Raw genomic sequence first — 21,061 nt, 5'->3', positions numbered from 1 at the left:
CGGGCGCCGGGCTCAGGCCGAATGCGCGCCCGCAGCAAGCGCCGCGACCTGTGCCAGGATATCCGCCACCGGGCGCTTTTCACCGACGCTTTTCACGATGGCCGACCCGACCACGCTGCCATCGGCAATCGCGGCCATGGATTGGGCCATATCCGGCGTGTTGATGCCGAACCCCACCACGACCGGCAGATCGGTCGCCGCCTTGATCCGGGCAATATCGGGCGCGATATCGCCAGCCTGCGGCACAGCCGAGCCGGTGATCCCGGTGATCGAGACGTAATAGACAAAGCCCGAAGTGTTTTGCAGCACCCGGGGCAGGCGTTTCGCATCGGTCGTCGGCGTTGCGAGGCGGATGAAGTTCAGCCCGGTCGCCTGGGCGGGGAGGCAAAGCTCTGCATCCTCTTCGGGCGGCAGATCGACCACGATCAGCCCGTCGATCCCGGCCTCTTTCGCCTCGGAAAGGAAACGATCAACGCCATGCGAATAGATCGGGTTGTAATAGCCCATCATCACGATGGGCGTCGTGCTGTCGCCGGCGCGGAAGGCCCGCACCATGGCGAGCACCTTGTTCAGCGTCATCCCGGCCTCGAGCGCGCGCTGACCGGCGGCCTGGATGGTCGGGCCATCGGCCATCGGATCGGTAAAGGGCATGCCCAGCTCGATGATATCGACGCCCGCGCCAGGCAGGCCGCGCATCAGTTCGAGCGAGATCGCCTCATCGGGGTCGCCGGCCATGATATAGGAGACGAAGGCCTTTTTGCCGGCGGCGCGGAGCCTCGCGAATGTGTCGTCGATCCTGGTCATCAGCCCTTTTCCCCGAACCTGGCCCGAAACCGGGCCTTTTCGCATGATTTGCCCGCGCGGCGGCGGAAAGGCAATGCTTTGCGGCAGGATTTCGGGCGGCAGGCCCTGTGTCGCAGCCCACAAGCCCAGGAGTGAACGCAGTTTCCTCCCGAGGGTGCCACATTCCTGAGTGCATCTGCACCGGGGGAAGGGCCGGGAAACCGGCTTGTGACAGATGGCGGGGTTTCGCGCCGGGCAGGACTGAACAGCGGCGCGGAACGGCGGGGTGACAAGGGCAATGACAGGCTTTTTCAGGGCAACATTTCTCTACATGCTGGCGGCCACCGTGCTGACCAGCATCCTGCTTGACGACCCGCTTGGCACGCTGGTCGGGCTGACCCGCATCGTGTCAAGCTTTCTGGGCCTGATCGCCGGTGCCTCTGCCGCTTTCGTGCCGGTAATGCTGCTGCTTTTGTGGTGGTTCGGGCGCAAGGTCCCGCTGGAGCGGCTGCGGCCCATGCTGATCGTGGCGCTGGCCTCGGTCTGGTTGCAGGTCGGCTTCATGCTGTTCAAAAGCGCCATCCCGCAGCTGGTGCCGTTCTTTGCCGATCCGTTCTGGGCATGGGCCGATCAGGTGCTGCTCTTTGGCCATGACGCCTGGCAGCTGGCGCATATGATCACGCCGGAGGCGCTGATCCCCTGGTTCCCGCTGGTCTATCTGACCACCTGGTCGCTGACGGCTTATGCTTTCCCGGTGCTGGTCACCGCGATCGAACGCGATGAGGCGGTCGCGCTGCGCTATCTGTGGCTTTTCTTCCTGTCCTGGGTCCTTTGCGGCAATGTCTTTGCGCTGGCCGGCTCTTCGGTTGGGCCGGTCTATTACGACCGGCAGCTGGGGGGTGACCGCTTTGCCGCCATGGCCGCCTCGTTCGAACAGTCGGGCTATGCGCAAAGCGCCATCGCCCTGTTGCAGGACCGGCTCTGGTCCCGCTCGGGCGAGGCGATGTCCTTCATCTCGGCCTTCCCTTCGGTCCATGTCGCGGTGGCGGTGATCGTCGCGCTCTACCTGCGCGAGCGCCTGCCGCGCCTGCGCTTTGCGGGCTATGGGTTCCTGGCGCTGATCGGGCTGATCTCGGTCTATTCCGGCTACCATTACCTGCTGGACGGGATCGCGAGCCTCGTGATCGTGCTGGGGATCCATGCCGCGCTGATCCGGGGTTTTGCGCGGCGCGCGGGCGGCATCCTGCCCGCCGTCACCACGCCCACGATTTCGCCGCATCTTCCTTGATCCCGCGCCCGCAACCGTCTAACTGGCCCCCATAAGCTATGGAGGGCCGGAAATGGGCTTTAAGATGGGTATTGTCGGCCTGCCGAATGTGGGCAAGTCCACGCTCTTCAACGCGCTGACGCGGACCGCTGCGGCCCAGGCGGCGAATTTCCCCTTCTGCACCATCGAGCCCAATGTGGGCGAGGTGGCGGTGCCGGATGCGCGGATCGACAAGCTGGCGGCGATTGCCGGATCGAAACAGATCATCCCGGCGCGGATGACGTTCGTGGATATCGCCGGCCTCGTGCGCGGGGCCTCGAAAGGCGAGGGGCTCGGCAACCAGTTCCTCGCCAATATCCGCGAATGCGACGCTATCGCCCATGTGCTGCGCTGCTTTGAAGATGGCGACATCACCCATGTCGAAGGCCGGATTGACCCGGTCGCCGATGCCGAGACCATCGAGATGGAGCTGATGCTCGCCGATCTCGAAAGCCTTGAGCGCCGCCGCGCCAATCTCGCCCGCAAGATCAAATCGGGTGACAAGGATGCGGCCGACCAGGACCGGCTGCTGGCCCAGGCCCAGACCGCACTGGAGGCGGGCCAGCCCGCCCGCACGGTCAAGGTGCATGAGGATGACCAGAAACAGTGGAAGCTCTTGCAGCTTCTGACCGCGAAGCCGGTGCTTTATGTCTGCAATGTCGAAGAGGCCTCGGCTGGCACGGGCAACAGCCAGTCGGCCCGCGTGGCGGAAATGGCTGCGGCCCAGGGGGCTGCAACCGTGGTGATCTCTGCCCGCATCGAAGAGGAACTGGCGCAGCTTCCCGATGAGGATGCGGGCATCTTCCTGGAGGAGATGGGCCTGACCGAGCCCGGCCTCGACCGGCTGATCCGGGCGGGCTATGCGCTTCTGGGTCTGCAGACCTATTTCACCATCGGCCCGAAAGAGGCCCGCGCCTGGACGATCACCAAAGGCATGCTGGCACCCCAGGCGGCGGGCGTGATCCATGGCGACTTTGAGAAGGGTTTCATTCGCGCCGAGACCATCGGCTATGACGATTACATCGCCGGCAAGGGCGAGGCCGGCGCGAAAGAGGCCGGCAAGTTCCGTGTCGAGGGCAAGACCTATGAGGTGAAGGACGGCGACGTGCTCCACTTCCTGTTCAACGCCTGAATCGGTTGCCAGTCTCTCGGGTCAGTCTTCGGGGCCAGAAACCGGCGCATCCCGCGCCCCGAAAGCCAGGCGAGGCTCTGGAACCATATACCAGGGCCAGCCTGCGGGGCCTGAACCAGCCTGACTTCCGCGCCTGATTTCTGTGCCCGACTTCCGCACCTGACTTCCGCGTCCAACTTCCGCACCTGGCCCGCTGCCGGTTTCACGGCGCGGGAGGAGTTCAGACCATCGGCGATGGGGCAGGGTTTCCCGCCGCCACCCGCGCTCTGGCGCGTCGCGCCACGCCGCCCTGCATCGCCCAGCGACCGGCGGGCGTGGCCATGCCCATCAGCCCCGAGGCCACCGGGAAACGCGGCTGCGCCTTGCGTGGATAAAGCGCCCGGATCGGATCGGGCAGGATCTGAAAGGCACTGACGGTCACCATCTTGCGAAACACGCCCAGAGCCGCCGGCCTGACCGGCGCGGTCGAAATCACCCGCAAAACCTCGGCCACGCGGTCGTCAAAACGCAGCTGCGGCACCATGCCAGCCAGGTAATCCTGCACCGCTGCCGCCGTCTCCGGCACATCCCGCGCGCCCAGCATCCGTGCGACCAGCGCCATTTCCGCGTAATAGCGGTCCTGTTCCGCAATGGGCATATCCGGCTCGGTAAAGCGCAGATGGGCGGCAAGAAAGCCCGAAACCTCGGCCACATGAACCCAGGTCAGCAGATCGGGATCCGAGGCGCTGTAGGGCTGGCCCGAGGCATCCTTGCCCTGCACCCGCTCATGGATGCGGCGGACGCGGGCGATCAGGGTTTCCGCCTCGGCCCGTGCCGCATAGGTGGTGCCGGCGATGAACTGCGCCGTGCGCGCCAGCCGCCCCATCACATCATCCCGGAAATTCGAATGGTCCCAGACCCCGGCAATCGCCAGCGGATGCAGCATCTGCAAGAGGAGCGCCGAGACACCCCCCACCACCATCGGCACGAAATCGGCATGAACCCGCCAGCAAACGGCATCCGGCCCGAACAGGCCGGGATCGCCCGGGGGCGCATCAAAGCGGATCTGGCCGCTGCCGGTGATCTTCAGAATAGTGCCGGCGATCAGTTTGCGCAGCGGTTCCAGCGCCATCATGCTTCCAGTCCAGGTCGCGTCTTGGGGTCGCGTCGCGGCAGTCTCGCCCGCCCGGCGGGGATGCGCAAGGGCGGCTCGCCGTGATATTGTGTGCCGTGAGGGCGGTTGCTAAGAGGGGCCATTCCCCGCACAGGAGCCAGCCCGTGGAAGTCAGGATTCTCGATCCCCGCCTGAATGACTGGGGCCTGCCCCGCTATCAGAGCGCGGGCGCCGCCGCCGTGGATCTGATGGCCTGTATCGACGCGCCGATGCTGGTTGCGCCTCAGGCACCGGCTGTGCTGGTGAAATCGGGCATCGCACTGAATTTCGGCGATCTGTCGCTGGCGGCGCTGGTGCTGCCGCGCTCGGGGCTGGGCCACAAGAAGGGCCTTGTGATGGGCAATGGCACCGGGCTGATCGACCCGGATTATACCGGAGAGATCATGGTCTCGGTCTGGAACCGCAACCCCGCAGGCTCGGACCCGATTGAAATCATCCCGGGCGAGCGCATCGCCCAGATGATCTTTGTGCCGGTGCTGCGCCCCGATTTCCGGGTGGTCGGGGAATTCAGCACGCAGACGCAGCGCGGTGCCGGCGGATTTGGCTCGACCGGCGGCTGAGGCCGGGTCTGACAGGGCGGGAGAGCGCAGATGTTCGACAATCCGACGGTGTTCTTCCTGCTGGCGATGCTGCTTTCGACCTGGCTCGGGCGGCGGACGACCATTCTCGTTGCGCTGTTCTGGGTCTGCCTCCAGGCCGGGATCGGCTGGTATGGTGTCGAGCGGGTGAATGCCCGGCTGGGCTGGGATATCCGGTATTTCCTCGTGCTGGGATCGGTGGTGGTGTTGATCCAGTGCTACCGCCACCTCCTGCGCTATCTGCGCGCCGGGGCCGGCAACCGGGTGGCTGAAGCCGGGATGCCGCTGCCCGAGGGGCCGTTTTCCCAGGCCGAGGTCAGCCGCTATGCCCGCCACCTTTTTCTGCGCGAGATCGGCGGCCCCGGTCAGCAAAAGCTGAAAGCGGCGAAGGTGCTGGTGGTGGGGGCGGGGGGGCTCGGCTCTCCGGTTCTGCTGTATCTGGCGGGGGCCGGGCTGGGCGAGATCGGCGTGATCGACGATGATCTGGTCGAACTGCCCAATCTGCAGCGCCAGATCATCCATACGGATGCCGGGATCGGCACGCCCAAGGTCTTCTCGGCCGAGGCCGCGATGAAGGCGCTGAACCCTTTTGTCGAGATCCGCCCCTATCAGCGGCGGCTTGATGAGAATGTGGCCGAGGCGCTGATCGCCGATTACGACCTTGTGCTGGACGGGACGGATAATTTCGACACCCGCTATCTCGTGAACCGGGTCTGCGCCCGGCTGGGAAAACCGCTGATCTCGGGCGCGATGACGCAATGGGAGGGGCAGCTGTCGCTCTGGGATCCGGCGCAAGGCGGGCCCTGTTATGAATGCGTTTTCCCCGAGCGCCCGGCGCCCGGCATGGTGCCGTCCTGTGCCGGGGCGGGGGTGGTGGCGCCCTTGCCCGGGGTGATTGGCGCGATGATGGCGCTGGAGGCGGTGAAGCACATCACCGGTGCCGGTGAGGGGCTGATGGGCCGGCTGATGATCCATGACGCGCTTTACGCCGAGACGCGGATGATCCGGGTGAAAAAGCGCAAGGGCTGCCCCGCCTGTGGCGGCTGAGAACGGGGCTGCGGCGGTTGAGAGCGGGGCTGTGGCGGCTGCAGGCGGGGTTGTGGTGGCCTTCCTTCCTGCGGCTCAGACCTGCTGCCCCGCTTCGGTAAGGATGGCATCAAGCCCGATATCATGCGGCTGCGGGTGGATGGTCGCGAGTTCCGCCTCCTGAAAGCCGACCCCGATCGCAACCGGGCGCGGGTTCAGTGCCGCCAGCGTGCGGTCAAAATAGCCGCCGCCATAGCCGAGCCGGTAGCCCGACCGGTCCCATCCTACCAGTGGCGCCAGCGTGATATCGGGGATCACATGGTCTGTTGTGGCAGGGACGAGGATGTTCCAGTGCCCGCGCTCCATCGCGGCGCCTTTGGTCCAGGGGCGGAAGGCCAGCGGTGCAGCACGGGTCTCAACCACCGGCAGCGCCAGCCGGATGCCCTGCGCCTCAAGCCGCAGCATCCAGGGCCTGAGATCGGGTTCGGATTTGATCGGCCAATAGCCCGAGAGTATGATGCCGGGGCGCAAAAGCCCGCGCCCGGCCAGGAACTGATCGAGATGGCGGCCAAGGTCCAGGGCCACCTCCTGCCGCCTCGCGGTCGGGAGGGTGTCGCGGGCGGCCAGCAGCGCCGCGCGCCTGTGCCGCCGCCAGGCGGGAAGATCGTTTTCGGCCAGGATTTCCGTCATGGCTTTCCCCTTTGCAGGGCTGTGCCGCCGCAAGATGCGGCATATGCCCGCAATAGCATCTTTCCGGCAGGGATGCGGTTCATATACGCGGCTTTTGCGGTCATTTCCGCCCTTTTCCCGGCACCTGCACGGGCTTGCCAGGGGGCGGCCCCATCGGCATAGTCGCGCCACCCAGCCGCAGGAGTATGCCGATGATGCCCGCTCAGACCCTCAGGACAGCCCTTGCCGCGCTTTTTCTGGCCGGCGCGGCCGGGACCGCGCTGGTGTCGGTGGCGATGGCAGAGACCCCGCCGGATCTGGCCGGGCGCGAGATCGTGGTGGCGACCGAGAACACCTATCCGCCGCTGCAATACATCGGGAATGAGGGTAAACCCGTCGGCTGGGAATATGATGCCGTCACCGAGATCGCGAAACGGCTGAACCTCTCGGTGAAATATGAGAATACCAGCTGGGATGCGATGATCCCGGCGATTTCGGCCGGGCAATATGATGTTGCGATGAATGGCATCACCATCAAGGAAGAGCGGCTGGAGGCGGTGGATTTCTCGCAGCCCTATATGCTGTCGCAGATGCTGATGGTGGTCAGGGGCGATGAGAACCGCTTTACCGATGCGGCGACATTTGCCGCCGATCCGGGCCTGCTGATGGCGGCGCAGCCGGGCACCACGCCCTTCTATGTCGGCGTCTATGACGTGTTGGACGGTGACGAGAAAAATCCGCGCATCGTGAAATTCGAGACCTTCGGCGCCGGGCTGGCGGCGTTGCAGACCGGCGATGTCGATCTGGTTCTGTCGGACAGCACCGCTGCGCATGGCTATGTCGATGCCTCGGGCGGCGCGCTGAAGATCATTGGCGAGCCGCTGGGGTCTGAGGAATTCGGCTTCATCTTCCCGAAGGGCTCGGACCTGGTGGCGCCGTTTGATGCGGCGATCCGTGCGATGGAGGCCGATGGCACCCTGGAGATACTGAACCGCAAATGGTTCTTTGAGACGAAGGAAGGCGGCTGAGGCCCGGGCGGCGATGGTGCGGGGCACAGAGGGGGGCTCAGAGCGGCGCACGGGGCGGCACACGGGGCGGGGCAGCGCGTGGGGGGCGACTTCCCCTGGTGGCTGGTGGCAATCGGGGTGCTGCTGGGCTGGGGCTTTGCCGGCATCCTGTCGGATGAGCATTACCGCGCGGCGCTGGTGATGCTCTCGGACGGGATCGGGATCACGGTTCTCGTTTCGATCATCGCTTATGTCGGCGCCTGCCTGCTGGGGCTGGTTCTGGCGATGATGGCGCTGTCGCGGCGCGTCTGGCTCCGGCAGATTGCGCGGTTCTATATCGAGCTGATGCGTGGCATCCCGATTATGGTGCTGCTTTTATATGTGGCCTTCGCGCTGGCGCCTTTGCTGATCCTGGCGGTGAACGGAGTGGGCAGCCGGATCGGGGCCGATCCGCTGACCACGCGGGATTTTCCGCTGCTGTGGCGGGCGGTGCTGGCGCTGGTTCTGGCCTATTCCGCCTTTCTGGCCGAGATCTTCCGTGCCGGGATATCGGCAGTGGGCGAGGGGCAGATCGAGGCGGCGGATGCGCTTGGCCTCAGCCGCTGGCAGCGTTTTCGGCTGGTGGTGTTGCCCCAGGCCTTCCGGCTGATCCTGCCGCCTTTGGGCAATGATTTCATCGCCATGGTGAAGGACAGCTCGCTGGTGGCGGTATTGGGCGTCACCGATATCGCGCAGCTGGCCAAGGTCGCGGCCTCGGCCAATTTCCGTTATATGGAGACCTATAACGTCGCGGCGATGCTCTATCTGGTGATGACGCTGAGCTTGTCTCTGGTGTTGCGCTGGATCGAGCGGCGGCTGGCGGCGCGGCCGGGTTAGGGGCGCTGCCGGCCGAGCCGTTTACTGGGGGCGCTGCCGGCCGAGCCGTTTACTGGGGGCGCTGCCGGTCGAACCGTTTATTGGGGGCGCTGCCAGCCGAACCGTTTATTGGGGGCGCTGCCCCCGGCGCCCCTTGCGGGGCGCCTCCCCCGGGATATTTAGAGACAGATGAAAAGGGCAGAGGTTTCGCGATGAATATTCTCCTGGAGAAATGGGATACGCCTTTCGGCCTGCCGCCTTTTGCGCAGATCCGGGACGAGGATTTCGCACCGGCTTTCGATGCGGCGCTGGAGGTGGCGCGCGGGCGGACCCGCGCGATTGGCGCGGGGGATGCGGCAGATTTCGCGGGGGTGATCGAGGCGCTGGAGCTGGCGGAGCAGGAGCTCGACCAGGTGGCGGGAGTGTTTTACAATCTCGCCGGCGCGGATTCCAACGAGGCGCGCGAGGCTTTGCAGCGCGATCTGGCTCCGAAGCTGAGTGCGTTTTCCTCGGAAGTCACCAATAACAAGGGGCTTTTCGCGAAGATCGACGCGCTGTGGCAGGGGCGGGAGGCGCTTGATCTGACCGCCGAGCAGCTGCGGGTGCTGGAGCTTTACCGGCGGATGTTCGTGCGCTCGGGGGCGGGGCTGGAGGGCGACGAGGCCGCGCGGCTGACCGAGGTGAAAGCGCGGCTGGCAAGCCTTGGCACCACTTTCAGCCAAAATCTGCTGGCCGATGAGCGCAGCTGGTTCATGGAACTGGCCGAGGCCGATCTGGAAGGCCTGCCGGATTTCGTGACCGGTGCCGCGCGCGCGGCCGGGGCGGAGCGCGGGCTTGGGCCGATTGTGACGCTGTCTCGCTCGCTGATTGTGCCGTTTTTGCAATTCTCGCCGCGTCGGTCTTTGCGGCAAAAGGCGTGGGAGGCCTGGGTTCTGCGCGGCGCCAATGGCGGCGCGACCGATAACCGGAGCGTCGCGGCCGAGACGCTTTGGCTGCGTGCGGAGCGGGCGAAACTGCTCGGCTACCAGGATTTCGCCCATTTCAAGCTGGAACCCGAGATGGCGAAGACGCCCGAGGCGGTTCGCGATCTCTTGATGCGGGTCTGGGCGCCGGCAAAGCGCAAGGCACTGGCGGATGGCCAGGTGCTGGAAGCCATGCTGCATGCAGACGGTATTGCGGGCCCGCTGGAACCCTGGGACTGGCGCTACTATTCCGAGAAGCGGCGGCTGGCGGAACATGATCTCGATGAGGCGGCGATCAAGCCCTATCTCTCGCTTGATGCGATGCTGGCAGCGATGTTCGGCTGCGCGACGCGGCTTTTTGGGCTGGAATTCCGCGAGATTGACGGCCCCTTTTACCACCCGGATGTGCGTGGCTGGGAGGTGACCCGCAAGGGCCGGCATGTCGCTGTTTTCCTTGGTGACTATTTCGCGCGCGGCTCGAAACGTTCGGGCGCCTGGTGTTCGGCGATCCGTTCGCAGCGCCGTCTGGGCGGCGATCAGCGCCCCATTGTGGTCAATGTCTGCAACTTTGCCAAAGGCGATCCCTGCCTTCTGTCCTATGACGATGCGCGCACGCTGTTCCACGAATTCGGCCATGCGCTGCATCAGATGTTGTCGGATGTGACCTATGGGTTCATCTCGGGGACCAGCGTGGCGCGCGATTTCGTCGAGCTTCCCAGCCAGCTGTACGAGCATTGGCTGGAAGTGCCCGAAGTGCTGGAGCAATATGCCCGCCATTACCAGACCGGCGAGGCGATGCCGGCGGATCTGCGCGACCGGCTGCTGGGGGCCGCGACCTATGATCAGGGCTTTGCCACTGTCGAATTCCTTGCTTCGGCGCTGGTCGATCTGGAATTCCATTCTGGCCCCGCGCCGCAGGATCCGATGCAGAAACAGGCCGGAGTGCTGGCCGGAATCGGCCTGCCCCATGCGATCCCGATGCGGCACGCGACGCCGCAATTCGCGCATGTCTTCTCGGGGGATGGCTATAGCTCGGGCTATTACAGCTATATGTGGTCCGAGGTGATGGATGCTGATGCCTTTGCCGCCTTTGAGGAGACGGGGGATGCCTTTGACCCGGCAACCGCCGCCAGGCTGGAGACGTTCATCCTTTCGGCCGGCGGATCCGAGGATCCCGAGCAGCTCTACCTGAAATTCCGTGGCGCCATGCCGGGGGTCGAGGCCTTGCTGAAGGGCCGGGGGTTGCTGGAACCCGTCTGAACGCGGGCCTGCGAGCCGGCCTGAAGCCCGACACGTCAGCCTGCCGCAGATTTCCCGCGCCATGGAAGGCCACAGTGGTTGCCATGGCGTGGGAATTTATGCATTGAAAGGGCGGCTGGGCCCCTGGCTCAGCTGGATTGGGCGAATATCCCCCCTGTTGCCCTGTTAAATGCTGTAACATGCTGAAATATATTTGGTATTTTTTGGTGATGTTGCTAAAGTCGGGCGCCCTGATGGTGTGATGAGTATAGCCAACTGGTCATGCGAGGTCTGCGGGGCGGAGGCAGCTGGGCTGTTGTAAGATCGCGGTAAATGTTTGAGAATTGTTCAGATCTTTCCTTTTTTACGATGACCGGCTATGAAGGACAGATGCGCCGTTAGCTCAGTGGATAGAGCACCTTCCTCCTAAGAAGGGTGTCGGAGGTTCGACTCCTCCACGGCGCACCAATATCTTGATTTAAGGATGTTTTTTGAGGGTCCGGGCAGGCTTGCGGCCTGTTTTCGTCAGGCGAGCATCCTTTGCAGAGGGCATCGAAGCCAGATATCCGCCATCTGTGCTGGTAGCCACCAGCTTCCGCCCTGTCCCCGATGAGGAACAATTATGCTTGGTTTCAGGCTTACTCATCGATCATTTTTTGACCGCGTGCGCGCTCCTTTTTGAGCGGCTGAAATTGCCGACGCGCTTGCCCGCGCCATTCTGGGGCGGATCGACGCGACGCGGGCCGAGATGAGTGCGCTGGTGGCGCCGCCGGTCCGGATCGGCATTGCCCAGGATTTTGTCGACAGTGTGTTGCAAACCGCGCTGGCCCTGCTGCGACCTGAGGCCAGCCGCCGCATGTTTGCCCTGGTGATCGGCAGCAGCGCCGGGCTTTAGCAGGCCATGGGCGAGGACCGCATCGACACCGCCCTTATGCGGGTGAGGCCGCGGCGGCGGTGGCGGTGCATCGTTTTGCGACGCATTGGGTTGACGCCCCGCAGCTTGCGGCAGCAGAGGTCAGCCCGCTTGGGGGGATCACGCCGCCCTGTCCCTGTCTCAGCGCCGCGCAACAGGCGCCGGACCGGATCGGGTTGCCCCGGCGGATGGCGCTGGTTACGCCAGGGCTGGATGGGCTGCGCTCCGCCGTGCAGGCCGGGTTGGGTATCACCTGCCGGAGCGCGCCGGGGATGGCACTGCCGACGCTGCCGGCCGATTTGCTGCCCCGGCTGCCCGCCATGACCTGTTCCGTCATCCAGCGGCACAGCCGCAAGGGCGAGACCGGCGAGATTGCGGCTCTGCTGGCCAGCGCCCTTGCAACGCTCTCCTGCGCGGAGTGAGGCCGGGGCATAGGTCCGCGCGTTTTCCGATAGGGTCGGGGGACGGATCTGCGAAAATTCCCATCCTGCTCTGAGGCTTGTCCGCGATAGGACGCGTGCAGTGACCAGTTCCGGGGCCGTCGGAGCCCAGCTCCCCGGATGTTGCGGCGGCCCTTTTTTACGCCTTTGCCAGCGGTGCGGCTGGCGGGTTGCGCAGCCGGGTTTCACACCCGGATCCCGGCTGCCACTCGGGGCCTGATAAGCGGCAGAGGTAAACCAGGCAAAACTCTCACCTTTACTTTCCCGAGAAAACTTGTCATCCATTCCGGCAGCCAGACGGCGGTTCAATTCGTCCCCGCCGCCTCAGCGAGGCATTATGACCGGTCAGCGCAGTTCCCGTTCCGCTTTCGCCCGCCCGATGCCTGGCATCGGTGCCTTGTTTGCGCGGCTGCTGCCGGGTCCTTTCCGCCCAGCTCAACCTGCCTCAGCTCTTCCGGTTCGGAGTGAAACCTTGAAAAATCCGCGTCTTGTCGCCGCCGTTCTGATGTCAACCGCGCTTACCGGCGCGCTTGCGGCCCCTGTTTTCGCCGCTGATCCGGCCGGTGTCGTGGCGCATTACGCCGATATCGCCGAGGCCGGCTACAGCGACAGCCTCGCCACCGCGCGGGCGCTGAGGGAATCGCTTGGCAACCTGGTCGCGCAGCCCTCGCAAGAGACGCTGGATGCCGCCCGCGTCGCCTGGCTTGCCGCCCGCGTGCCTTATCAGCAGACCGAAGCCTTCCGCTTCGGCAATGCCCTGGTCGATGACTGGGAGGGCAAGGTCAACGCCTGGCCGCTGGATGAGGGCCTGATCGACTATGTCGATGCCGCAAGCTATGGCGAAAGCGAAGAGAACCCTTTCGCCACGCTGAATGTGATCGCCAACCCGAAATTCACCCTTTCCGGCAATGAGATCGACGCGACCACCATCACGCCTGCGCTGATTGCCGATGTGCTGCAAGAGGCCGACGGGATCGAGGCCAATGTCGCGTCGGGCTATCATGCGATTGAATTCCTGCTCTGGGGCCAGGATCTGAACGGCACCGGCCCGGGTGCCGGCAACCGGCCCTGGACCGATTACGCCACCGGCGAGGCCTGTACCGGCGGCAATTGCGACCGCCGCGCCGCCTATCTGATCGCGGCCTCGGATCTTCTGATCTCGGATCTGGAAGAGATGACCGGCGAGTGGGGCGCCGAGGGCGAGGCCCGCAAGGCGGTTGTCTCCGATCCTGAAGCCGGGCTGATGGCGATCCTGACCGGGATGGGGTCGCTCTCTTATGGGGAGCTGGCCGGTGAGCGGATGAAGCTGGGCCTGATGCTGGGTGACCCTGAAGAAGAGCATGATTGCTTCTCGGACAACACCCATAACAGCCATTACTATGATGGCGTCGGCATCCGGAATGTCTATCTGGGCGAATATACCCGCATTGATGGCAGCACGCTGACCGGGCCTTCGGTCTCGGAACTGGTGGCGGCAAAGGATGCATCCGTCGACACCCAGCTGAAGGCCGAGCTTGACAGCTCGGTCGCGGCGCTGAACGCGATCAGGACCGCTGCCGAAGAGGGTTTTGCATACGACCAGATGCTCGAAGCCGGCAATGAAAAGGGCGAGAAGCTGATCATGGGCGCGGTCAATGCGCTGGTGACGCAGACTGCCTCGATCGAGCGCGCTGTGTCCGTGCTGGGCCTTTCGAAGATCGACTTCGAGGGCTCCGACAGCCTCGACAATCCCAACGCCGTCTTCCAGTGAGCTGAGAGAGAGCCGCCGCCATGATCGTCTGTCACTGCATGAGTATCTCGGACCATGAGATCCGCGCGGCCGTTGACTGGATGCGGGCGGCGGATCCTTCGACCATCATCACGCCGGGCAAGGTTTATCACGCGCTTGGCAAGAAGGCGGATTGCGGCGGCTGTATGCCGGTTTTCCTCGATACGATGCGGGGCTGTGAAAGCTTTGGCGTGGCGGATGACCCGGCAAAACCGGCGATCCCGATGCTGAAACGCATGCGCGCGCGCCGGTTGGGCTAAGTTTTTTTGACGAATATCTCCGGGCATTTTTGTCAGATTTAGAATTATTCTAAAAAACTTCCTTCACCCCATGGACAGGCGCCATGGGGCGATTTACGGTGCTCCCATCCGTAGCAAGCCGGGCTGTTGCCTGCGCAACGATTTGGGGTTTTGCCATGAAGGGCGACAAGAAAGTTATCGAATATCTGAATGCGGGCCTGCGCTCCGAGCTGACCGCGGTAAGCCAGTACTGGCTGCATTACCGCCTGCTCGACGACTGGGGCTATGGCAAACTGGCCGCAAAAGCGCGCGCCGAGTCGATCGAAGAGATGCAGCATGCGGATAAGTTCATCACCCGCATCATCTTTCTCGAAGGCCACCCGAATCTGCAAAAGCTGGACAGCCTGCGCATTGGCCAGACTGTGAAAGAGATCCTCGAAGCGGACCTCGCCGCCGAGCATGGTGCCCGCGACCTTTACATCGAAGCGCGCCGTTATTGCGACGAGGCCGGCGACTATGTGAGCCGCGCGCTGTTTGACGAGCTGATCACCGATGAGGAAGGTCATATCGACTTCCTCGAAACCCAGCTGGGTCTGTTCAAGGAGTTGGGCGACAAGAATTACGGCCTGCTGAACGCCTCTCCGGCAAACGAAGCCGGGTAAATCGCTCTATTGACCAGAGTTTGAGCGCCGCGCCTGCATTGCCAGCCGCGGCGCTTTTGTTTGTGGTGGAGAGGGGGCCAGCCCCCTCGCGCGTGCCGCGCTCACCCCCGGGATATTTTCGGACAGATGAAATCAACACGACATTGGCTGTTCATCTGTCTCCAAATATCCCCGCCGGAGGCTTCCGCAGTCGGGCAGGGGTGGGCCGGATCATTCCCGCGCCAGTGCCACTACGGGGTCGAGTTTCGAGGCCGCGCGCGCCGGCAGGTAGCCGAAGACGATGCCGATTGTCGTTGAGGATATGAAGGCTGCGAGAATCGTCAGGGTGGAATAGCTCAGCCGGATTTCCTGGCCGATCTGCCCGGCGATCCAGCCGCCGCCGAGGGCCAGCGCCACTCCCAGCACGCCGCCGATGAAACAGACCAGCACCGCCTCGATCAGGAATTGCGCGATGATGTCGGAGCGCCGCGCCCCGACCGCTATACGCACACCGATCTCGCGCGTTCGTTCCGTCACCGAGACCAGCATGATGTTCATCACGCCGATGCCACCCACGATCAGCGAAATCACTGCGATGGACGCGATCAGCAGCGTGAGTGTGCGGTTGGTGGCGGTGAGATTCTCGCGGATCGTGTCGGAATTCGTCAGGAAGAAATCTTCCTTCCCGTGTCGCTGGGTCAAAAGCCGGGTGATCCCTGCCTCGGCCTCGGCCATATCGGCGTTGTCATGTACCCGGACCGTGATCGAATCCACCCGGTTCTGGCCGGTGATGCGCTGGCTCATCGTGGTATAGGGCAGGAAGATCCGGGGGGTGGAGGGGCCGAAGCTTTGCCCCGTCGCGCTGACGACGCCGATCACCTCGACCGGCACCCGCCCGATCAGCAGCACTTTTCCGACCGGATCCTCGCCCGGGGCGAAAAAGGCATCCCGCGCATCGCTGTCCAGCACGCCGACCTGGGCGCGGCTGTCGATGGCGATCCGGGTCAGGAGCTGCCCGGTTATGGCGGAAAACCCGCCGACATCGAAATAGCCGGCGCCGATGCCGCGCACCGAGAGACTCGCTGTCACCGCGCCGCGCGTCACGTTCGAACTGGTGGATATTTCGGGCGAGGCGGAGGCGGTGAAGGGCTGTTCGGCCAGGGCGGTGGCATCGCTGTCGATCAGTGTGGTGATCCGCCTTGCATTGCGGTCGCCAAAGCCGGTTCCGGGGCGCACGGTGATGGTCGAAGTGCCAAGCGAGGCGATGTTTTCCAGCACCTGCTCACGCGAGCCGGTGCCAAGCGCCACCACCGAGACCACCGAGGCGATGCCGATTATGATCCCCAGCATCGTCAGGAAACTGCGCAGCCTGTGTGCATTCAGTGAGCGCAGCGCCATCGCGAAAGCATCGCGCAGCCGGCCCAGACGCGCCAGCGGGCCGGCTTTCTCGGGCGGGGCGGTATCGGGCTGGGCGCCGCTGACCGGGGCAGGGCCACTGTCCGAGACGATCGCGCCATCCGAAGTCTCGATCACCCGGCCGGCGCGCGCGGCCACGTCGCGGTCATGGGTGACGATGATGATCGTATGGCCGCGTGCGTTCAGCTCATCGAGCAGCGCCAGCAATTCCTTGCCCGAGCGGTTGTCGAGCGCGCCGGTCGGCTCATCGGCGAGGATCACCTCGCCGCCATTCATCAGCGCCCGCGCCACTGAGACGCGTTGTTGCTGGCCGCCGGAAAGCTCACCCGGGCGGTGGTCGCTGCGCTCGCCAAGGCCCAGCCGGCTGAGGAGATCCTTTGCCCGGCGGGATCTTTCGCCTGCCGGGCGCCCGGCATAGATCGAAGGGACCTCGACATTGCCGGTGGCATCCAGATCGGCAAGCAGCTGATACCGCTGAAAGATAAAGCCGAAATGCAGGCGGCGCAGCCGGGCGCGGCCTTCCTCGGGCAGGGCGGTCACATCCTCGCCGTCATAGAGGTAGCGGCCTGTTGTCGGGCGGTCGAGGCAGCCGATAATATTCATCAGCGTCGACTTTCCGGATCCGGAGGTGCCGACAATCGCCACCATCTCGCCGGCGCGGATGGTCAGGCTGACATCGTGCAAAACGGTCAGGGTTTCCCCGCCGGTGGTGAAGCTGCGGCTGACACCGCGCAATTCGATCAGCGGCGGGCCGCTTTTGAACCTGTCATCCATGCTGCGGGCCTCAGAACAGCCCGCCCGAGGGCCGGTGTGTTGTACCGGGCATCCGGCCGGCCTGACCCGCCCCGCGCGGAGCGTCGCCGGTTGCGGCGGTCACGATGCGCTCGCCCTCGTTCAGGCCCGACAGGATCACCGTCTGGCTGGCGGTTGCGGCGCCGGTTTCGACATCGCGCATCTCGACCGCGCCGCTGGCCGGGTCGAGCACCCGCACCTTCCTTGCATCGTTGCGGGCGGTGATCACGGCCGAGCTGGGCACCATCAGCGCGTCCGGGATCTCTTCCATGATGATCACGACTTCTGCCGTCATGCCGATCCTGAGGATGCCCTCCGGGTTCGGCACTTCGAGGATCGCGCGGTAATAGATGGCGGAACTGGTATCGACCTCATCGGCGGTGGCGATCGAGGCCGGCGCGGGCTCGATATCGCGCAAGACGGCGTCAAAGCGCATGGTCGGGGCGCCGGACAGCGTGAAACTCGCTTTTTGGCCAGGCCGGACGGCGATCACATCGGCCTCGGAAATATCGACCTTGATGATCATCCGGTCCAGCTCGGCCAGCTTGATCAGCGTCGGGCTGGCCTGGTTGGCATTGATGGTTTGCCCCTCGCGAGCCACCAGCGCCACCACGGTCCCGGCCGAAGGTGCGGTGATCCGGGTGCGTTCCAGCGCGATATTGGCGGCCTGGACGGCAAGCCCGGCCTGGGATTCGCTGGCCTTCAGCGCGGCGAGATTGGCCTCGGCAACCTTGAACTGCGCTTCGCTGGCCTCGAGCGTCTGGGTGGTGGCCAGATTGCGGCTGTTCAGCTCGCGCTGGCGCTCCAGCCCGAGGCGGGCTTCCTCGATACTGGCCTCCTGCGCGGCGATCTGGGCGCGGATCTGCGCCAGCGAGGCCTCGGCGCGCAGCTGGTCGGTCTTCTGATCCTCGGGGTCGATCTGCGCCACCAGATCGCCCGCCGCCAGTTTCTGGCCCAGCTGCACCGGCAGCGACTGGATCTGGCCGCCGACCTGGGCGCCGACCGAGACGAGGCTTGCCGCCTCGATCACGCCGGTGGCCAGCACGGTCTTGCGGAAGGTGCCACGCGTCACGGTTTCCGAGAGCGGAGCGGCCTGGGCGGCGCCCTCGCTTGCCTGCATTCGCCACAGGCCAAAGCCCGCACCGCCGGCAAGGGCAAGGATCAGGGTGGTCCAAAGGATTTTGCGCATCTGGCTTTGTCCGGCTTGATGGAACTGCTCGTTTCTTGCCGGATTATACGCGGGGGCGCGGCGGTTCCGTCGCGGGCGGGCGGCGGAAATTCCGCTCAGGCATCGGGGCGGGTGAAGACGAAGAAGACACCAAAGACCATGATGGCGGCCACGACAAGGATCAGGGGCCAGCCGGGATGGCTGCCCCAGAGGAACAGCAGGAAGCCGACGGTACAACCGGCAGCGGCCATCCATTTCGCGCGGCGCGGGATGGCGCCCTTGTCGCGCCAGTCGCGCAAAAGCGGGCCGAAGCGGGGGTGGTCCATCAGCCAGCGCTCCAGCCGTTCGGAAGAGCGGGTGAAGCAGGCGGCGGCGAGGATCAGGAAGGGCACGGTCGGCAGCACCGGCAGCAAGGCCCCGACAAAACCGAGGCCGGTAAAGAACAGCCCAAGCGCCATGAAGAGCGCGCGGTAAGCGGCGGCTTTGGTGGTGGCGGCGCGGCTGACGGGGCCTCGCGGAGTGATGTCTTCCGGCTGGCGGTCAGCGCTCATCGGCCAGCCCTCGTTTCAGCGGCGCGACCCGTTCGGGGCGGAAGCCGATGCCGATCAGCCGCCCCATCAGTCGGGACAAAACCGGCCAGCGCGCGATCAGCCGGATGAAACCCGGCGGGCGCTTTGCCGCCTGACCATCGGGTTTGCGCTTGCGTCGCATCATCTTTTGCAGCCCTTGCGTCGCGCGGGTGGGGAAAAGGCGGCGTGCCTCGACCCGGGCAAGGTCGCGCGGGCTGAGCCGCCCCTCGCGCAGCGGCGCGGCAAGGATATTCGCCGCCGCCACCGCGTCCTGGATCGCCAGATTGACGCCGAAACCGCCGACCGGCGACATCGCATGGGCAGCATCGCCGATACACAGCACCCCCGGTGCCCACCAGCGCGTCAGCCGGTCCATCCGGATCGACAGCAGATGGATCTGCTCCCAGGCGGTGATCTCGTCAAACCGCGCGGCCGGGATCGGCGCCAGCGCCGCCAGGCTCGTGCGGAAGGCGGGCAGGCCGGCAGCTTTCAGATCCTCGAATGAGCCCTTGCGGATCACATAGCCGCATTGCCAGTAATCGCCGCGATCAATCAGCACGAGGCCCTGGCCCGGGCCGGCATGGCTCATCGCCGGAGCGGGGTCATCCTGGCGGCGCGACAGTCGCAGCCAGACCACATCGACCGGCGAGCCGAAATCGGTGACGGTAAAGCCGGCCTCGCGCCGGATCACCGAATGGCGGCCATCGGCGCCGATCACCAGGGGCGCGCGGATCTCACCGCTTTCGGCGCCGGATTGCCAGCTGAGGCCAGAGACCCGGCCGCCCTCGCGCAGGAGCCCGGTGACGGAATGCCCCATCAACAGGGTGAAACCGGGGAAGGCGGCGGCCTTGGCGGCAAGAAAATTCAGGAAATCCCATTGCGGCATGAAGGCGATATAGCGGCATTCGGTTTTCAGCCGGCGAAAATCGGCGATGGTGACCTGGCGGCCGGCGATCTCGGCATGAAGATCGGGGGCTTTCTGATGCGGCAGGGTCAGGAATTCATCAAGCCAGCCGAGATCGGCCATCAGTTGCAAGGTCGAGGGATGGATGGTGTCGCCGCGAAAATCATGCAGGAAATCGGGGTGCTTCTCGATCACGGTGACGCGGCAACCGGCGCGGGCCAGCAAAAGCCCGGCCATCATCCCGGCCGGCCCGGCCCCTGCGATCACGCAATCCTGATCCTGTATCTGTGCAGGCCCTTTCTGGTCAGGTCCTGCCAGCCTGGGAGCCGTCTCTTCTGGCGCTGTCTCTTCGGGCATCGTCCCTTCTCCGCCTGCCGCCCGCAACCGGGCGCTGCCGTTCTGGCGAAAGCGGGTGCGGGTTCCCCTGCACCGGCCCTTCTGCAACAGGCCGCCCGTCAGAAGGCCTGGCTGGCTGAACGAACGGGTTCATCCTCGCATGGAAGGCGGCGCTTTGCCAGAGCCCGCCGCCAGCCCTATCTGCGACATTGAGCCCCGTTTCAGCCAGCGCATTGCGGCCAGCTGCGGGCCTTTTCCTTCAACAGCCCGACAAAGGCCTGCACCTTGCGGGTGCGGTGCAGATCGACATGGGTAACGATCCACAAGGGCGAATCCCATTCCGGGCGCGGCGCCAGCACCTCGACCAGATCCGAGCGGGTCGAGGCTTCCCAGGCCGGGAGGAAGCCGATGCCCACCCCTTCCTCAAGCGCCGCATCCCAGGCGGCGGGCTCGGTCGAGCGGAAGGTGAGCTGGTCATTCGACACCTTGTCCCTGAGCCAGCGGAAAAAGGCAGCGCGGCTGCCTTCGCTCTCGGCGATGACAAAGCGGTGGCCGGCGAAATCATGTTCCGATTCCGGTTTGCCATAGGTTTCGATGTATTTCTTCGACGCATAAAGCCCATAGCGGATGCGGATCAGCGGCTGCACGACATTGTCCGGCTCTTCGGGTGCTGCACCGGCGCGGATCGCCACATGGGCCTCGCCGTAATCCAGCCGGAAGATGCGCATATCGGTCAAAAGCCGCACGATCACGGCCGGATGCTGGCGCTGGAACTCTGCCAGTACCGGGACCAGCAGGCCCGACAGCCCGGCGACCGATGTAAGAATGAATTCGCCCTGCACCGTTTCGCCATGACCCTTGATGCGCGAGGCGAGCTGGGCGAATTGCTCTTCGGTGGTCTGGGCGACGGTCAGCAGGTCGCGCCCGGCCTCGGTCGGCGTATAGCCGCGGGTATGGCGCTGAAAGAGCCGCGTCCCGAGCCGCTTTTCCAGCGCGTCGATATGGCGGATCACGGTGGCATGATGGACGCCCAGCACCTCGGCCGCGCCTGAAACCGTGCCAAGGCGGGCGACCTGAAAGGCGGTACGGATTTCGTCCCAGTTTTCCATTCTTTGTTCCGGCTGGCTGTGGAGCACTCTGTGCGTCAGCGCACAGATGATTACGG

20 protein-coding genes and 1 tRNA gene are annotated in these 21,061 nt (G+C 64.9%); 13 read left to right on the top strand and 8 right to left on the bottom strand.

Translation table 11 applies throughout. The annotated features are described in order from the left end of the window. Positions 1 to 12: 12 nt before the first annotated feature. Positions 13 to 804: a tryptophan synthase subunit alpha gene (gene trpA / locus DRF71_RS21525; RefSeq protein ID WP_112312739.1), complete on the bottom strand. Its 792-nt coding sequence runs from the start codon at positions 802 to 804 to the stop codon at positions 13 to 15. Positions 805 to 1,081: 277 nt separating this feature from the next. Between trpA and DRF71_RS21520 the strand changes: the two genes are divergently transcribed. Together DRF71_RS21520 and ychF are read left to right on the top strand one after the other, a co-directional pair. After that, on the top strand, positions 1,082 to 2,071 hold the full coding sequence (locus tag DRF71_RS21520) for a phosphatase PAP2 family protein (RefSeq protein WP_112312563.1): 990 nt from the start codon (positions 1,082 to 1,084) through the stop codon (positions 2,069 to 2,071). Between the two features lie 52 nt (positions 2,072 to 2,123). Further along, positions 2,124 to 3,221: a redox-regulated ATPase YchF gene (ychF, locus tag DRF71_RS21515; RefSeq protein ID WP_112312562.1), complete on the top strand. Its 1,098-nt coding sequence runs from the start codon at positions 2,124 to 2,126 to the stop codon at positions 3,219 to 3,221. 220 nt (positions 3,222 to 3,441) lie between these two features. On the opposite strand, the gene DRF71_RS21510 is transcribed toward ychF, so the two are convergent. Further along, the gene (locus DRF71_RS21510; RefSeq protein ID WP_198672305.1) at positions 3,442 to 4,332 is read right to left on the bottom strand and encodes an oxygenase MpaB family protein; all 891 of its coding nucleotides are present in this window, start codon (positions 4,330 to 4,332) and stop codon (positions 3,442 to 3,444) included. Positions 4,333 to 4,478: 146 nt separating this feature from the next. On the opposite strand from DRF71_RS21510, the gene dut reads away from it, so the two are divergent. Together dut and DRF71_RS21500 are read left to right on the top strand one after the other, a co-directional pair. Continuing rightward, positions 4,479 to 4,934: a dUTP diphosphatase gene (gene dut / locus DRF71_RS21505; RefSeq protein ID WP_112312561.1), complete on the top strand. Its 456-nt coding sequence runs from the start codon at positions 4,479 to 4,481 to the stop codon at positions 4,932 to 4,934. A 30-nt stretch (positions 4,935 to 4,964) separates the two neighbouring features. Beyond that, positions 4,965 to 5,999 carry a HesA/MoeB/ThiF family protein gene (locus DRF71_RS21500; protein ID WP_232831626.1) on the top strand — a complete coding sequence of 345 codons (1,035 nt, stop codon included), beginning with the start codon at positions 4,965 to 4,967 and terminating at the stop codon, positions 5,997 to 5,999. A 75-nt stretch (positions 6,000 to 6,074) separates the two neighbouring features. Here DRF71_RS21500 and DRF71_RS21495 read toward each other — a convergent pair whose 3' ends face one another. Further along, a complete protein-coding gene (locus DRF71_RS21495) occupies positions 6,075 to 6,668 on the bottom strand; it encodes a 5-formyltetrahydrofolate cyclo-ligase (RefSeq protein WP_112312560.1) in 594 nt (197 codons plus the stop codon). Positions 6,669 to 6,943: 275 nt separating this feature from the next. Here DRF71_RS21495 and DRF71_RS21490 point away from each other — a divergent pair, with 275 nt between their 5' ends. From DRF71_RS21490 to bfr, 9 genes are all read left to right on the top strand, one after another. Next, on the top strand, positions 6,944 to 7,675 hold the full coding sequence (locus DRF71_RS21490; RefSeq protein WP_232831640.1) for a transporter substrate-binding domain-containing protein: 732 nt from the start codon (positions 6,944 to 6,946) through the stop codon (positions 7,673 to 7,675). A gap of 78 nt (positions 7,676 to 7,753) precedes the next feature. Further along, entirely contained in the window at positions 7,754 to 8,530 is a 777-nt protein-coding gene (locus DRF71_RS21485) for an amino acid ABC transporter permease (RefSeq protein WP_112312559.1), read from the top strand. A gap of 191 nt (positions 8,531 to 8,721) precedes the next feature. Further along, positions 8,722 to 10,731, top strand: a complete 2,010-nt coding sequence (locus tag DRF71_RS21480) for a M3 family metallopeptidase (RefSeq protein ID WP_112312558.1) — start codon at positions 8,722 to 8,724, stop codon at positions 10,729 to 10,731. Between the two features lie 371 nt (positions 10,732 to 11,102). Beyond that, positions 11,103 to 11,178: transfer RNA gene (locus tag DRF71_RS21475), tRNA-Arg, on the top strand. 280 nt (positions 11,179 to 11,458) lie between these two features. Then, positions 11,459 to 11,605 (top strand): hypothetical protein, encoded by a 147-nt coding sequence (locus DRF71_RS27690; RefSeq protein ID WP_157971234.1) that lies wholly within the window; start codon positions 11,459 to 11,461, stop codon positions 11,603 to 11,605. Between the two features lie 65 nt (positions 11,606 to 11,670). Further along, on the top strand, positions 11,671 to 12,045 hold the full coding sequence (locus DRF71_RS21470) for a LysR family transcription regulator (protein WP_157971233.1): 375 nt from the start codon (positions 11,671 to 11,673) through the stop codon (positions 12,043 to 12,045). 523 nt (positions 12,046 to 12,568) lie between these two features. Next, positions 12,569 to 13,813: an imelysin family protein gene (locus DRF71_RS21465; RefSeq protein WP_112312735.1), complete on the top strand. Its 1,245-nt coding sequence runs from the start codon at positions 12,569 to 12,571 to the stop codon at positions 13,811 to 13,813. Between the two features lie 20 nt (positions 13,814 to 13,833). Next, positions 13,834 to 14,091 (top strand): (2Fe-2S)-binding protein, encoded by a 258-nt coding sequence (locus DRF71_RS21460; RefSeq protein WP_112312556.1) that lies wholly within the window; start codon positions 13,834 to 13,836, stop codon positions 14,089 to 14,091. 155 nt (positions 14,092 to 14,246) lie between these two features. Continuing rightward, entirely contained in the window at positions 14,247 to 14,732 is a 486-nt protein-coding gene (bfr, locus tag DRF71_RS21455) for a bacterioferritin (RefSeq protein WP_112312555.1), read from the top strand. A 210-nt stretch (positions 14,733 to 14,942) separates the two neighbouring features. Here bfr and DRF71_RS21450 read toward each other — a convergent pair whose 3' ends face one another. The 5 genes from DRF71_RS21450 to DRF71_RS21430 form a co-directional block, all read right to left on the bottom strand. Next, positions 14,943 to 16,901 carry a MacB family efflux pump subunit gene (locus DRF71_RS21450; RefSeq protein WP_112312554.1) on the bottom strand — a complete coding sequence of 653 codons (1,959 nt, stop codon included), beginning with the start codon at positions 16,899 to 16,901 and terminating at the stop codon, positions 14,943 to 14,945. Between the two features lie 10 nt (positions 16,902 to 16,911). Continuing rightward, positions 16,912 to 18,108, bottom strand: a complete 1,197-nt coding sequence (locus DRF71_RS21445; RefSeq protein ID WP_112312553.1) for an efflux RND transporter periplasmic adaptor subunit — start codon at positions 18,106 to 18,108, stop codon at positions 16,912 to 16,914. 95 nt (positions 18,109 to 18,203) lie between these two features. Then, the gene (locus DRF71_RS21440; protein ID WP_112312552.1) at positions 18,204 to 18,638 is read right to left on the bottom strand and encodes a YbaN family protein; all 435 of its coding nucleotides are present in this window, start codon (positions 18,636 to 18,638) and stop codon (positions 18,204 to 18,206) included. Then, the gene (locus tag DRF71_RS21435) at positions 18,628 to 19,845 is read right to left on the bottom strand and encodes an FAD-dependent oxidoreductase (protein WP_269814397.1); all 1,218 of its coding nucleotides are present in this window, start codon (positions 19,843 to 19,845) and stop codon (positions 18,628 to 18,630) included. The genes DRF71_RS21440 and DRF71_RS21435 overlap by 11 nt, the downstream gene beginning before the upstream one ends. 272 nt (positions 19,846 to 20,117) lie before the next feature. Further along, entirely contained in the window at positions 20,118 to 21,005 is an 888-nt protein-coding gene (locus DRF71_RS21430) for a LysR family transcriptional regulator (RefSeq protein ID WP_112312550.1), read from the bottom strand. Between the last annotated feature and the right edge of the window lie 56 nt (positions 21,006 to 21,061).

The sequence above is a fragment of the Pseudogemmobacter bohemicus genome (genome assembly GCF_003290025.1).
Taxonomy (GTDB): domain Bacteria; phylum Pseudomonadota; class Alphaproteobacteria; order Rhodobacterales; family Rhodobacteraceae; genus Pseudogemmobacter; species Pseudogemmobacter bohemicus.
This window is presented reverse-complemented; position numbering and strand designations above follow the sequence as displayed.